Source organism: Anaerobutyricum hallii, assembly GCF_900209925.1.
Lineage (GTDB): Bacteria > Bacillota > Clostridia > Lachnospirales > Lachnospiraceae > Anaerobutyricum > Anaerobutyricum soehngenii.
Map to the genome: position 1 here is coordinate 2,442,330 of NZ_LT907978.1, position 14,750 is coordinate 2,457,079.

15 protein-coding genes are annotated in these 14,750 nt (G+C 38.3%); 5 read left to right on the forward strand and 10 right to left on the reverse strand.

The genetic code is table 11. From position 1 onward, the window contains the following. Positions 1-31 precede the first annotated feature (31 nt). The 9 genes from EHLA_RS11170 to EHLA_RS11210 all read right to left on the reverse strand — a co-directional run bounded on the left by EHLA_RS11170 (position 32) and on the right by EHLA_RS11210 (position 10,204). Positions 32-5,509: a leucine-rich repeat protein gene (locus EHLA_RS11170; RefSeq protein ID WP_162290862.1), complete on the reverse strand. Its 5,478-nt coding sequence runs from the start codon at positions 5,507-5,509 to the stop codon at positions 32-34. 45 nt (positions 5,510-5,554) lie between these two features. Then, positions 5,555-5,866, reverse strand: a complete 312-nt coding sequence (locus EHLA_RS11175; protein WP_096240880.1) for a hypothetical protein — start codon at positions 5,864-5,866, stop codon at positions 5,555-5,557. A gap of 156 nt (positions 5,867-6,022) precedes the next feature. Next, positions 6,023-6,664, reverse strand: coding sequence for a PrsW family glutamic-type intramembrane protease (locus tag EHLA_RS11180; RefSeq protein ID WP_096240881.1), 642 nt, complete (start codon positions 6,662-6,664; stop codon positions 6,023-6,025). Beyond that, on the reverse strand, positions 6,651-7,274 hold the full coding sequence (locus EHLA_RS11185; RefSeq protein ID WP_096240882.1) for a hypothetical protein: 624 nt from the start codon (positions 7,272-7,274) through the stop codon (positions 6,651-6,653). The genes EHLA_RS11180 and EHLA_RS11185 overlap by 14 nt, the downstream gene beginning before the upstream one ends. 38 nt (positions 7,275-7,312) lie before the next feature. Then, positions 7,313-7,705: an ABC transporter gene (locus EHLA_RS11190; protein WP_096240883.1), complete on the reverse strand. Its 393-nt coding sequence runs from the start codon at positions 7,703-7,705 to the stop codon at positions 7,313-7,315. Continuing rightward, positions 7,692-8,273: an RNA polymerase sigma factor gene (locus EHLA_RS11195; RefSeq protein ID WP_242970723.1), complete on the reverse strand. Its 582-nt coding sequence runs from the start codon at positions 8,271-8,273 to the stop codon at positions 7,692-7,694. The genes EHLA_RS11190 and EHLA_RS11195 overlap by 14 nt, the downstream gene beginning before the upstream one ends. Before the next feature lie 224 nt (positions 8,274-8,497). After that, positions 8,498-9,097, reverse strand: coding sequence for a hypothetical protein (locus EHLA_RS11200; protein WP_096240885.1), 600 nt, complete (start codon positions 9,095-9,097; stop codon positions 8,498-8,500). Between the two features lie 28 nt (positions 9,098-9,125). After that, the gene (locus EHLA_RS11205) at positions 9,126-9,323 is read right to left on the reverse strand and encodes a hypothetical protein (RefSeq protein WP_096240886.1); all 198 of its coding nucleotides are present in this window, start codon (positions 9,321-9,323) and stop codon (positions 9,126-9,128) included. 119 nt (positions 9,324-9,442) lie between these two features. Beyond that, entirely contained in the window at positions 9,443-10,204 is a 762-nt protein-coding gene (locus tag EHLA_RS11210; RefSeq protein WP_096240887.1) for a helix-turn-helix transcriptional regulator, read from the reverse strand. Positions 10,205-10,469: 265 nt separating this feature from the next. On the opposite strand from EHLA_RS11210, the gene EHLA_RS11215 reads away from it, so the two are divergent. From EHLA_RS11215 to EHLA_RS11230, 5 genes are all read left to right on the forward strand, one after another. After that, positions 10,470-10,997, forward strand: a complete 528-nt coding sequence (locus tag EHLA_RS11215) for a hypothetical protein (RefSeq protein ID WP_096240888.1) — start codon at positions 10,470-10,472, stop codon at positions 10,995-10,997. Between the two features lie 75 nt (positions 10,998-11,072). Then, positions 11,073-11,420, forward strand: coding sequence for a transposase (locus tag EHLA_RS16665; RefSeq protein WP_229097941.1), 348 nt, complete (start codon positions 11,073-11,075; stop codon positions 11,418-11,420). Then, positions 11,410-12,228 carry an IS3 family transposase gene (locus tag EHLA_RS11220; protein WP_242970654.1) on the forward strand — a complete coding sequence of 273 codons (819 nt, stop codon included), beginning with the start codon at positions 11,410-11,412 and terminating at the stop codon, positions 12,226-12,228. The genes EHLA_RS16665 and EHLA_RS11220 overlap by 11 nt, the downstream gene beginning before the upstream one ends. A gap of 96 nt (positions 12,229-12,324) precedes the next feature. Next, positions 12,325-13,077, forward strand: a complete 753-nt coding sequence (locus EHLA_RS11225; protein ID WP_157908591.1) for a WYL domain-containing protein — start codon at positions 12,325-12,327, stop codon at positions 13,075-13,077. Beyond that, positions 13,070-14,113, forward strand: coding sequence for a WYL domain-containing protein (locus tag EHLA_RS11230; protein WP_096240890.1), 1,044 nt, complete (start codon positions 13,070-13,072; stop codon positions 14,111-14,113). Before EHLA_RS11225 ends, EHLA_RS11230 begins: the two co-directional genes overlap by 8 nt. Here EHLA_RS11230 and EHLA_RS11235 read toward each other — a convergent pair. Beyond that, entirely contained in the window at positions 14,088-14,729 is a 642-nt protein-coding gene (locus tag EHLA_RS11235) for a hypothetical protein (RefSeq protein ID WP_096240891.1), read from the reverse strand. The genes EHLA_RS11230 and EHLA_RS11235 overlap by 26 nt on opposite strands. Positions 14,730-14,750 lie beyond the last annotated feature (21 nt).

A 14,750-nucleotide genomic window follows, 5' to 3' on the forward strand; every position in this document is an offset into this window, starting at 1 on the left:
AATTATAAAAACTTTTATTTATATCATCGGATTACTTCTTTACAAACTTACATCTGTCAAGTCCATAATCAGATAACATCTTTTTGTAGGCTTTGTATTTACGTTTTGGTACATAAACCTTTGCGTGCTTCACCTCAATAAACACATGCGGTTTTCTTAACTGTTTTAACTTTGTACCTCTAAACACAATCTTTTCGAGCTTTTTATTCAGACAGAATGCGTGAGCTCCCATAAAGGAAACATTCTTTCCGATCGTAAGCTTCTTCACATTCGGACATGCATAGAATGCTTTATGTCTGATTTTTCTTACAGAGTCCGGAATCACAATATTTCTGATCTTCTTATTCTTGATAAAAGCTCTCGTTCCAACGGAAGTTACATTGTACTTAATTCCATTCCATGCCACACTCTTTGGAATAGAGACTTTCTTCGCACTACGGCCTTTTACAAATCCAATCACTTCCACTTCTCCGCTTCCGTCAACCATTGTATTTGTCACTTTATATCTGTAAATACCATTTGTGATCACATCGCCTTTTCGAAGTCCGACAAGCAGATTACAAGACGCGCTCTTACCACTTTCTGTTGTAACTGTGATCGCAAGCTTACCTGGTGCGATTGCCTTTACATTACCATTTTGATCAACTGCTGCCATAGCAGGCTGTGAACTCTTCCAGCTTAACCAATCTGTGCTGTTTTCCGGTGACAGATATGCTATAAGCTGTTCTCTGGCATTAGGAGAAAGGACGATACTGTTTTTATTGAGTCTTACTCCAGTTGCCGGAATCTTATTACTTACTATGATCTTTCCTGCCGGTTCATCCATATACGTATCTGTAACTGCATATTTCACTGTATAGGTCACGTCTGCTTTTCCACCGATATTGGAAGGGACATCCAAGGTCGCTTTCTGTGTGCCGGCATTACCTTTCGTATCTTTTTCATCGATCAGCTTACCGGATGCATCAAACAGACCAACCTTCATAGCGTTTTCAAGACATTTACCTTCCAGCGCCACTTCATTCTTTCCTGCGGTAGCAATCATTCTTTCCGTTACATTTAATGACTTTACTTTCGGTCCTACCCAGACTTTTACACTGGAAACAATATCCTGGCCATTCTCATCCTGCACTGTAGTTGTCGTACTGCTATTTACTGCCATTGCAGAAATCGTAATGTATCCATATTTATTACTGGTCTTTAAAATGTTCTTTGCTGTATCTAACTTACAATCTGTTCCATTCGCATCCAATGAATATGCAATCTTTGCCGGATAAGCCTTTAATTCTTCTTCACTGTACGCTTCTTCTAAATCATCATAACAAATTGCTTTTAATGTTGTTACATCTAACACAGTGTTAAATGCAATAGCTTCAGGAACATCTTCTAATACGATTTTCTGAAGTGAACGCACTCTTGGTACTTTCAATTCTAAAGCGTTACTTATGACTTCTTTATTCAGTCGATTCGTTGCTCGAACAGTAATATTGGCCTTCTTACCGGCTTCTACCGCAGCTATTATATTATTTCTATTAAATCGAAATGCCTTTTCATTATCAGAATTCCATGTAAGCGGTACACCGTTTAGATTATAGTCTTCTTCGTACTGATCCAGGCCCTTTACGATAAAATACTCGGAAACATAAGCATTCTCTCCATTTTTCAATGTAGCATCTGCATCTTTTTGTTCTAGTTTTAATGTATCAAGAACTGGTTTTTGTCTCACATTTAAAGTAAACTGCGCTGCCAGCGCTTTCTCACCATTTACATTTGTAAATGTTCCCTTTAAAATCACATTTCCAGTTTCACCATAATCTACAGTTCCCTCTGTTACTGACAGATTCTTTGCTTTCGAATCAAAAGATACCTGCGCACTCTTAATCGTTCCCTTATCCGTCAGTTCCCATGTAATGCTATCGACTTCTTTTGCAGAAAGTTCGTAAGGATCTCCATTCTGGTCTTTGGCAGTAAAATTCACCTTGGAAAGATCATAAACTTCGCCTTCTCTTACTACTGCAGAATCTCCGGTATATAATTCCTTTACATATGGTTTGGCGATAACATTAAAGTTGATGGTGTTCGATTCAACCATGTTTTCCCCTTCACCTACAGCGAGCTGTAATGTATCAGAACCTTTTACAAGCCCAAGCAGTGTATCCTCAGTTACCGCAGAATACTTTCCACCAGTAATCCATCGGTATGTTTTCTTTGTCCAGTCATAAGACTCACCATACTGGTCAAGCGCTGTTACTGTTACATCCTTTTTCAAATCACTTTCATAAGCACTTCCAATGCCTATACCATTCTTTTCAAGGTCTGTTTGAATCGTAACCGAACTTAACTTTCTTGCTGGTTTTACATTAAGCTCTACTACATTAGATATTACGTTATATTTTTGAGAAACTGCCGTAATCTTATATATTCCCGCCTTACGTATCGGAAGTTTATTCTGAGAAAGTTCTGTAAAGGCTGCACTCTGCCCATCAATCTCTACTGCCCATTTCACATCAGAAGTATCCTTCCACTCACCATCATACTGATCGAATGCTTTTACAGTCAGTTTAGATAAATCAATCTCTTTTGGAGAGCCCTGGTCATTATAAATAAAACTCTCCAACGTAGCCGGCTGCGTGTCATCAGAAATCGTAAGGGTTGTTAATGCCTTCCTCGGCAGCGCCTTTACACTGATCCATCCTGAATGTTTTCCACGATAAGTCGCACGAATCTGGAATGTTCCACTCTTTGTAAAGGAAAGCTGATTATTCTCAAGCTTAATTCCATCTTCCTCATCCAGTCTTGATTCCCATACAATCGGTGCACCGGAAATCTTTTTATCTGTGCTGTCTAATGCATAACCTTTGATTTCTTCATTGCCAAACAGATTCACCGGTGTTTCTCCCACATAAGTAGTTACCGTTCCTTCTGCCTGCACACTTCCGTCAAATGGCTTCGTCGTCACATTCACTTTAATTCTTGCGGTTGAATCAAGAGATTCATTCGTTGATATTGATGGAGAAGATTTCTCTAAACTCGTATAGACATCTTCATCAATCACATATTTTAGATACAGCGTTCCTTCTTCTTCCCCTGCTGTAAGAATCTCTTCACCTGTCGCAGTATTTCTTTCAATCGATGCCTTCTTACTTCCCGTCAATTCATGTCCTTCGGTATCCGTAAGTATCCAATGTCCCTTATCCTGGTCAAATCCATAATAATCAACATCATTTTCATTCGTTCCATTTAAAGTAACAGTACTAATATCAAATGTATCCCCGCCAATCATATTCAATGTCTTCACACCGTTAACCACTTTGATATTCTTTAACGGATATAACGGTACGATCGCATTAATATTAGAATTCATACTCACTGCATCATAGCTGAGTACTCCACCTGTCACAGACATTGGACACTTCGTTGCCAGCCAGGTTACCTTATCTTTCAAAGTAACCCCTCCATTACTTACAGCTCTTTGGATTGCCTTAGCAGACTGATCGATCGAACTTCTGACTGCCTTGCCATTCTTTGTATTCTGGCCTGATGTCCCACTTCCTGATGTATCTTCCGTATAATAAAATGTTACACTGTTCATCGCAGCAATGACGTCGTCACTTACCCCTTCCTTTTTCAAGGAGTTCTTCTCCGCTTCGCCAATCGGCTGAACCACTTTACTGTAACGTCCTGATGAACTATCATATCCCATTTCATTATCTACAGCAGCACCATTACTATCTTTTACCTGTCCCGAATACAGATTATACTTTTTCCCTGATAACTCATAAACAGATCCCATTGTAACCAATGTTTCGTAATTTACAGGATATTCTTCTTCTAAATCTTTCGATTCAAATGTATTCTGGATCTTACCCTCTTCATTAACCAGGACTCGATGAATCTTAACCTTCGCCATCTCCACGCCAACATCTTCCTCATTGATCGTTCCACTTAAAATATCTTTCCATTCCAGTCCAGTTAATTCATCCGCAGAAGAACCATCATCACGCTTTTCTGTCCATCCATAAGTTTGTCCATACGACTGCTCATAGTTTTTCGTTGCGGTATATCTGACTGCACGATTATACAGATTATCCATTGCCGTTATCCCACCTTTTGCGGAGGAAGAGCCAAATATTGTACTAAAATGACTCTGACGATAACCGGAAGTACTAAAAGACTGTACCGCTGCACTGTCATCATATACAACACCAGATAAAGAGAAAATCGCCACTTTATAAGTAATCGCAACCGGACAGTCATATCCTAACTCTATATTCGTTACTGCCTTAGATGACTCCATTCCAACAGCCGTCTGTGCCGGAAGTGTCATACTTGAAGACACTTTATTCTCCGATGTTTCACTATATTCCTTTGTTTCGGAATAAGCTGTAGATAATGCCTGTTCACACGTCACTTCCAGCTTTAAGGTCTGTTCTACTTCACCAAGAAGAGGAATTCCTCCCGAAAGTGTTGTTTCAGAACCAATCATCTGGCTATAAGAATAACTTTTTCCAGTTTCAAGAGTATTTGAGGTTGTCACAGAATTCGACTGAGTAAATTCCATACCGACATCTGCTTCCTGTTTCGATTCATTCTTATAGTAGCTAAGTACCGGATTATTCTTCCCACTTGTTTTATATGTGACACCGGAAACATTATTCTCCACTGCCTGCTGCAAAGACTCATACTTCTGCGCCTTTGTAACATATTCCAGTCCTTCTCCCGCAAGCACAGATAACTGGAAATCATAAAAAGCTATACCAAACGAATTGTAATTATACTTATAAGTCTTTCCTGCCCTGTCTACGCACGTCACAAGCGTATATAAAACATCCTGCGGTGTCTCATCATTAAGCTGGCTTAATGTATCATCTCCATCCGTTTCTTTCAGTACATCACTGCCACTGATTTTTCGATTGATCGCTCCCGCAATCTCATCCGCTGCCTCCTGGCGTACTTTTTTTAAATCCGTAGCATAAGAAAGCCCTTTCCATTTTGTGTAATCATTCTTTCGGCTTCCAACAGTATGTTCTGTTGTCTGCGCTAATGCATATGCCAGATCCGCGTATCCACTTCTCTCCCGGTTCGAGCTTCCTGTAAAGTTCTTCTTAAATCCACCGTCAGCATTCACTCTTGCTGTATAATGGCTATGCGTTCCATAAATCTGTTCTGCTAGAGAAGCCCACTGGCCAAGCACACTGTCGCTTCCATCAGCCATATCCTTCCCACTCTGTAAAACAGCCTGTAAAAAAGCAAGCTGATTGGTCGGATCGGTGCGCCCCGTCTTGCTGCCATCATGAATATCAAAATATGTCTTGCCATCAATCACTACTGACCGGATTCCCACGCGATTCTTTGCTTCATGTTCCGCACCATCTGCAAACCGGTACTGCACTCCCACCTTAGAAGCCGCCTGGGTTCTAATTGGAGATGCCAGGCCAACCACGACCGGTATCGTAAGCATCACTGTAAGAATACCTGTTAACAACTGCCTTGTTCCTTTGTACTTCATACTCTCACCTCTTATTCTTATACAATATTTTCCCATACAACATTTTTATTCCTGTTGTTTATGTGCCTTCCTGTCTCGAAACCGAATACAAATCACCGTAAAAATAACTCCTGCCACAAAAGCTATTATACCAATAATCACATAAACATCTGCTCCATTCCGCAGGAGAACAGATCCATACCCGTCATTAACCGTAGGAATTCCGGATACATGTGCCATTTGAAGCAGGATTCCCATACATACCGTTAATCCAGCAATCAGAACTGTCATACTGCCAAGTATCCTTCTGTCATATCGATTGCGAAGAACATTCATCCGCCGGTGAATCTTGCACCGTCTGATCTCCCTTTGATTCATTCCCTCCCTCCTTCCTCATTCTTTTTTTGCAAATGATACATATTTGCAATTCTTATTTATATAAAGACATATAAAAAAAAATCCTTTCACCTATTTTGAAAAAAATCAAAAATAAATGAAAAGATCTGAAAAGATTTTTAACCTGTTCTATATATTCTACATCGAATACTTATTCATTTTTATCAGCAAATGCCATCCTAGAATCAACAGCACGATCATAACAGACGGAAACAGATATCCAATCCATTTCCATATTCCATCTGCCGAAACAAGTAAATTAAAAATAGCATGAAAAGCACTACTAGCCCCAAGCAAACCGATTGTTCCTGTCACTTTCAAAAAACCCCAGCAAAATATATAAGCCATTCCAAAACCGAGCAAAATGCCACATAATATATGTAATGCCCCTGCTGAAATACCACGTACAAGCAAAATATCAAAATCTGCTGCTCCATTTTCCGTCAAATAACATACATTCTCAAATGTAGCAAAACCTACCGCAATCGCAACCGCAGCTCCGGGAATTCCCTTCCTTTCCGGTTCAAAAATCAAAAGATAAAACAACAGCGGAAGAAGCTTCATCACCTCTTCACAAACCGGTACGATCTCTATCGCTGCCACAACCGCATCTGTATGATAATACCCCATAAAAAAACTGCTGACATAAGCAGACAACACACACATTCCCATCCCGATACAGATAAACAGCATATATTTACGCATATCTCCCCGTATAAAAATCAATGAGAGGAAAAGCGGAATCGAAATACATATAAAAATATTCTCAATATACATCATCTCGGGACACCTCCCAAACTGTGCATGGTAATAATAACATATTGACAATCGTCAAAACAAAATCAATCAGAAAATACAAATTAAACCTTGTATAGTCATGAATAAAATTCGAACTCACATACAACGCCACTTCTAGCACAACACACACAATCATACAGTAACATACCCCATGCGGCTCCTTCTCATACAAAATCCGGAATACAGCGATAAAAACAATCACCCCTGCCACCATCGCAAAAATACCGGTAGTAAGAAATACCGGTCCAAAAATTCCGCTCCACATAGAAGCAATCAGAACTCCCGCTCCACATATCACAGGAATCTTTGCAATCCGCATCTTTTTTATCCTGTACCGCACGATCTGATAGGTATGCATAAACAAGTAACTGGCAATCCATGAGATTTCCGACACATAAAACACCTGCGGTACAACGCCCCGAATCACAAGATGAAGCACAAAATAAAGCGTTCCCATCATAAAGCAGCTATGTACCAGCGCCAGTATAATATACAAGCGGTCTCTCTTATAAAACCAATATACCATATCTCCAAGCGCCGCAACAAAAAATACCGCTACCTGAAATACATTATCAATAATCTCAAAATTCATCTCTGTTCTCTTTCTCGTTCTTTTTCTTGTTCCTCTTGTTATTCTTGTTGTTTTTTCTTCTCAGGCTGTCCGCCTGTTTCCATTCTATGCTGATATTCCCTCGTTCTGCGCTTATGTTCCTCAACCCTTCGCAAACGATACAACAATACCGTCACACATACGCCAAGCGCAAATGCTAACACGCCCATGCAAATATATCCCAATGCCTCATAATGTCCCAACATACTCGCTGTTCCCATCGTATAATCAATATTACCTACAGAAGCCTGCTTCACTACCCCCGGCATGAAACTTCCTATTCCGATAACAAGCATCAGACATAACGCTACACCACACACACTGAACATACACTGTTTCTTACGTCTTTCCTTACTACGAAGCTCCCGTGTTCTTCTATAAATCAATTGCTGACGCTCTTTATTCGTCCGCATACGAAAACCCTCCCTGCTCTAAAATCTTCCGCAAACTCTTCTTTCCTCTATGTACCAGATTCGTCATCTGCTGTTCACTCTTTCCAAGAATCTTTCCAGCCTCACTATAACTCATCTCCTCTATACTCACAAGATATAACGCCTCTCTGTACTCCGTCTTCAACTTCGCCATCGCCTCATAAAGACACTTTTCCCTCTCATTTTGCAAAAGCCTTGTCTCCACCAGTTCTTCACTCGGCAATTCAAAATCCACCTCATCCAAATGCAAAAACCACAACTTATGTTTTTGTGTGTGACGAATCGTCAGATTTCTCGCTGTTTTATAAAGATAAGCTCGAAAACTCCCCTTTCCATCAATCGGACGCTCCTTCGCAAAAACTCTCGCAAACGCCTCGATCATCAAATCCTCCGACTCATGGATATCATGAATATAACCATTTATATAATAAGTAAGTGCATCTCCATATCGGTCAACCAGTATGTCCGCACTTTCTTCCCTTCCCTCTAAGTACTCTCTGTAAGCCATCTCATCTGAAATCACGCACACACCCCCTCGTATCCGTTTCACTGCTATAGACTTCCTAATCCGATCAAAATCACCAATTTCACCTCGGACCGTATACTCTATTTTATACGAAGACCTTGTATTTTACAAGAAAACATAAAAAAAAATCGTATACCAGCCTCTGATCTACAGCTGCCGGTATACGATTTTATACCAGGTGTGAAATGATACGCATCTCACAATAAGAATGACTTAATATCCTTTCCATAAGATATGTGCTACAGTGTCTATGCCTCTTCTACAACCGGAAAAACCTGCTGTACTTCATAAGCGATAATTCCCATTGCTGCGATTGCATTTTTGTAAATAGGATAATGCCTTGTAGACAAAAATGCCTTTGCTACCGACATTCTCCACCAAATGACAAACGTTCCGTCTTCTTCAAGATTAACATCATATTTGTATTTTTTATCAAGTACAGTTAGTTCCCCATGATCTCCCCGTTCGACATCCCAGCCATACTTTGAAATAAAAACTGGCTGCATTTTTTTAAAGAATTCATCAGATGTGACCCCTGCCGGAAGTTTGAACTTCATTCTGCGAAGCCGCCTCACTTTATGGTCTGCATATGTATCGATCAGGCATACAAGACACAGCAAGATAAATGCAGCAATTGCCAGCCATCCTGTGAAATCCCCTTTCAGAATTCCAATTATCAAACTGATTGGAACCAGTATATATAATTTGCGGAATTTCTTGATTTCATCCGGTAATGGTTCCGGCGAGGTGACTGTTCTTGCCTGCGAAGTATCCTCTTCTCCGCCCATACTTCCTCTTATGTAGCCGTCATGAACAGATTCCATGAATCCTTTCTCTTTCTTTGCCATTGATGATTCCTCCCATTATTTAAAATAATTACCTGAAAAGCCAACGCTTAATCAAAGCTACCGGAATTAAAATCCAGCCAAACATTGCTCCGATTAAAAAACGCTGAATCCACATATCTCCGATTCTCCCAATAATTACTTTGTTCGCGTAAATGGTCTCACCCACTGACCAATAGCCAAGCACAAAATATGAAATCCCGAAAATTGCACTGATTATTTCTCCCATAACCTTTTCCTCCTGTGTTCCTTTTATATTTATTTTTGCTTATAATTATAGACTCCATAAAAAGCAATTACTATCTGCAAATTTCCTGGAAATTTTCCTTATTTTATTTCACAAAGCACCTATGCACATTCCACTAATAAACTACTACCTTCTAATGAGCCTTTCATTTTCTTCTCCCATTCTTCACGAAACTTTCCCACTTGAAAACGTTTCGCATAAACTACTGAAAATTTTTCTTCTAAGTTTATAACTTCTTTAATGTCACAAATCCTATATATTTCTAAGTACTTATCGTCCTCTCCTTTTGATGCTGCCAGATAAAATTCCTGTTCTAAAAACACAATCCCTTTTGGCGCTATCTTCACTTTTTGATACTCGTTGTTATCTGTTTGCAGAACAATATCAATATATTTCTGACCTTCTATAGACCGTTCTAATTCCCATATTTTAGACAGTTCTACTTTCTCGGAATTTTCCCTATAATACTCCAATTCATTTCTTATTTCTCCTGCACCAACAACCTGCGCTCTTCCACTATCTTTTTTCATTAATTTATCTACAATATTTTTTATTTGTTTTTTAGAAAGGACTTTACTTCCCAAAAGAATTTTACATACTGCCAACGCTTCCTCTGGCAGCAACAATTCACCATTTTCTTGTAACATATAATATTTTCTACTATTCCGATCATATTTTACAGATGTTTTTCCACTTCCTGCAAAATAAGGGTCTGATACAACTCCATCTATTTCCGAAAGATCACGCTGAATACTTCTTGTTGATACTTTATATTCCTGTGCCATTTCTTCTTTATTAATTCCTTCCCCGTTTTGAAGTCTTGCAAAAATTTTAAGAATACGTTTTTTTCCGTTCACTTCCATATCAAACCTCACATAAACTTTCTAAAATCATTTTTTGACAATAATAATTACGATACCCGCTACCGTTCTTAATAATCCCATATTATCCCTCCTCGCATATCAGTTATAATCTGATATCATTTCTTGTTTTAATCATTTACGTTGAACTGCTGTTGCCATCTCTTTACTGCTGAAATCATTTTAGCACAGATCATTCCGCTTATTTTTGACAAGTCAGTTATCCATATGATATAGTTTTCTTATACTTAGAAAGGAGTTTTAGCATATGTCTGATAAAAATATCCGCTCAAAAAATAATCTCGCTGCACAAAATATAATCCGTCTTTTAAAACTATTTATAGAAAAAGATTCCCTTTCCATTTCTGATATTGAAAAAGAGCTTGGGTTTAAAACACGCCAAACAATTTATTCTTATATAAATTCCCTCCAGCACGTGGGATGTGTATTTTCTAAAAATATTCATAACCGTCACACTTACTATTCTCTAGAACATAAAGATTCAAAAGAAGTACAGCTTCTCTTATATGAGCCTCTGACTTTAAAGACGCTGCGAAAATATTCTATTTTAAAGAAGCTGCAAAACAAACCTGTTTCAGAGAAAAACTCCTTGCAGACAACCATTCCCGATATAAAAAAAAGTCAATTTTATGAACTTTTTAATGAATTATTAGCAGAAAAAGAAATTTACAAATCCGAAGAAGACAATCTTTTTTATTTGACTGGCAAAACGTTTATGCCTACGATACAGGTTAGCTTCGACCAGCTCGAATCTCTCTATATAATGGTCTCATAAATTAAGACACTTTTTCGGACAGTTTTTAATGAATCTGATATACTTAAACCAGTATGAAAGAAAGGATCCATTATCATGTCCAGACAAAGAAGAAATTTTAATGCCAAATTCAAATCAGACCTTGTAATTGAGCTGCTTAAGGGTGAGAAAGATCTCAATACCCTTGCAACTGAAAATAACATCCAACCAAATCTGCTCCGCAACTGGAAAAAAGAGTTCTTGAACAATGCTTCGGTTGTGTTCGACGACAAGCGTGAGGAAAACCTCAAAGAAAAGCTTGCCGAAGAGCGTAAGGAGAAAGCGGAGTATGCCAAAAAGGTTGGTCAGTTAACCATGCAGGTTGACTGGCTCAAAAAAAAATCTGAAGAAATTTGTGGACCTGACTACGAGAGTAAGTTTAGTCCAAAACCTTTTGACGACTAAGGAAATTCCGGCTTCTGTTGGCGCCAGGTTGCTTGACATCAACCGTACAAGCATTTATTACAAGGGTGCCCCTATTTCAGATGAGGAACTGGCCTGCAAAGAGATCATTGATCATCTCCATACAGATAATCCCACTTGGGGCGCAAGACAAATGTCTGCACAGTTAAAAACCCGTGGTTACCAGGTTGGACGCCGCAAGGCAAGACGCTACATGAATGAGATGGATATTTACCCGATTTATCCAAAGATGAATCTTTCCAAGCGAATGCAGCAGGCGAAAGTATGTCCATATCTTCTTCGTAATGCGGTCATAGACAAACCAAATCAGGCATGGTCTATTGACATTACATATATTCCGATCAAGCGCGGATTTCTGTATCTGACAGCCGTGATCGACTGGTATAGCCGTTGTATTGTCGGCTGGGAAGTGGATGACACACTTGATACCAGAATGGTTATCAGTGCCCTGAAAAAAGCTTTCAAAGTGGCAAAACCTCAGATCTTGAATTCAGATCAGGGTTGTCAGTTTACAAGTCAGCAATACATTGACTTTGTAAAGGAAAACGGTATCCGCCAGAGTATGGATGGAAAAAGCCGCTGGGCAGACAACATCATGATTGAGCGCTGGTTCCGCAGCTTCAAGTATGAGGAAGCCTATCTGACACAGTACAACAACATCAGGGAAGCAAGGGCTGCTATCAGACAGTATATCCACACCTACAACTTTGAGCGACGCCATTCTGCACTTGATTACCAAACACCGGCTGAATGCTACTATCCGGCAATGTTGATGCCATATGTAGCTTAGCATATATTGGATCTGGGGAGTGCTCCACTGTTCTCTCCATGTTCCTTGTAACTTGTCCACCATATCAGTTCATTATAAAAATCTTAGATTTTTGTCTTGACAACTGAGCCACTATACTACTACCAACTTCCTGCTTTGCCTTCCACAACTTCTCATGCACCTCAATACCAGTCTCTTTACAAAAAAATAGCTGCCTATTTTGATGAACCAGACTCTGATTCTCATATAGACAACTATATTTGTTACGGGTATTTTCCGCATGCTTTAAATGAGCAGACCTTATATATTTTCAACCAATTACAATCAGCCGGCTTTTCACAAAACATATTAAAAATCACATATACATCAAGAAAAAATCTTCATTATACAAAAACTTTTGCTGTTGGTCTGATTGTTCATGTTTTAGAAAAGGATAAATTATATTTAGTAGGAAAAGATATTCAAAATCTCAAAAAAAATACCGTTATTCCCATTGAAAATATAAGCCATATCGAAAAGACACAAACAAAGAATAACTATTATCTCTCTAAAGAATTTGAAGATCTTTTTGACTCTATGTTCAGCATTTCGACAGATTCCCCTGTAAAAGTAACACTCTCTTTTGACGATTGGGGCAATATAAAAGACAAGATATCTGCTCTTTGCAAACAGCGTCCAAATGCATCACAACAGTATGATAATCAGCAAATTATTTATACGGATTCCATTAGCGGTCTTAATGATTTTGCTAATTATCTGCGACAATTTGGCAAAGCTGTTCATGTTTTAGAGCCAGCCGAACTTCACGACAAACTACAAGAATCCGTAAAAAAAACATTAGATTATTATAAAAGGAGTACACATGAATAACTACTATAATCCATATAATCGGCTCCATTTTTATTACTCTTATCTTAATTCAAGTCATTTTGACTTCTATATTGAATCTACCGAAGACAGTATAGGATATTCCATAAATGATCTGTCACGCATTAGTAATATACCAAAAGAAATCGTTCGCCAGGATATTTATTTAATATTTCTATGGCAAAATCAGAATATTGATTCAAATACAGAATCTCTGCCCTACATTTATTTTGATCAATATATTGATAATCCCACCGAAGAACAGTTCATTTCCGGCGAATTAGATCATTATCTACTTGTATTGAATACAATAGCAGCTTATGAAATCCCTGTTACTTTTGAAGAACAGAAAGCTTTGGAACTTCTGAAAAAAGATTTGGAACAACCGGCTCACCTTCATTTTCCTTCCATCACTAAATTATATCGTGTAAAAGATAGTTATCGTTTTCACCACAACCCACACATTATTAACCATCTTAACCAAATAAATGATGCAATTAACTACCAGCAGGTAATTAAGATTACATATTTGTCACCTAAACCGAAAAGAAAGGCAGACTATTTGTATTTTTCCTTTCTTCCTGTTAAAATTGCTTATGATTCTACCGATAATCTTTACTATGTATTAAGCATTGGAAAAAAGAATTCTGATATTCGTTCCTACCGTATTGACCGTATCATTCATTTAGAACCAGCAAACGGAATATCCGATTATTCCCCTGATCTTTCTTTTTTAATGCAAATTGCTCCTAACGTATGGGGATGTAATTTTTCTGCTGTCTCAGACCCTAAAAACTTATTTCATGTTAAAGTTCGCTTCTTCAATGTTGCTAATGTATTCAACAAAGTAAGAAAAGAACTCTCCTGTCGTACTAATGGACAGCTTTACGAAAAAGATGGATTCCTTTACTATGAAGATGATGTATATGGTATTGATAAGTTCCGTTCATGGATCTTCAGTTACGGACGAGCTGCTATCGTACTGGAACCAGAAGTTCTACGCACACAAATTATCACTTCCCTAAAAGATCGTCTTTAATATATTCTTCTTTATATTTCTTCAGAAGCTGGTTAATTCTTCTTTCCGTATACCCAAGCTCTGCTGCCAGTTCTGATATTTTTTTATTTCCAATATTTTCCCTTAAAAAGCTGTCTCTATACTTTTCCGTATACAGCTTTTTAGGAAATGAAATCTGATGCCCCTTATACAAATTATAAATTCGTCCTGTAATTTCTTCCCCAAACATAATAAAAAGTTCATTATAAATTGGACGATACTTCATGATTATTTTCTGTCCTGTTTCTTCATTTACATTAATTACATTAATGGAAGCTTTCTGACTCTTTTGTAATCTTTGCCTGATATTACGCTCTGTGTACTCAAGTTGTACTGCCATCTCTGAGACACTTTTACTTGCACTATTCACCTTTACATAATAATCAATATACTGTTCTGTATATAGTTTCTTAGGAAATGACACCTGCCGTCCTTTATACTCGCTATGTATCTTTCTCGTTACTTCTACACCAAATTCTGAAAATAGTTCACTGTAAACTGAGCGATAGCTATCCGGAGTTTCCTTATCATATCTATCCATCTCTAACGTCTGTCCTGCTTTTCCGTATTGTTTCCAACAACTTTTTTTCTCTATCATAAACATTTCCCCTCTCTGCCA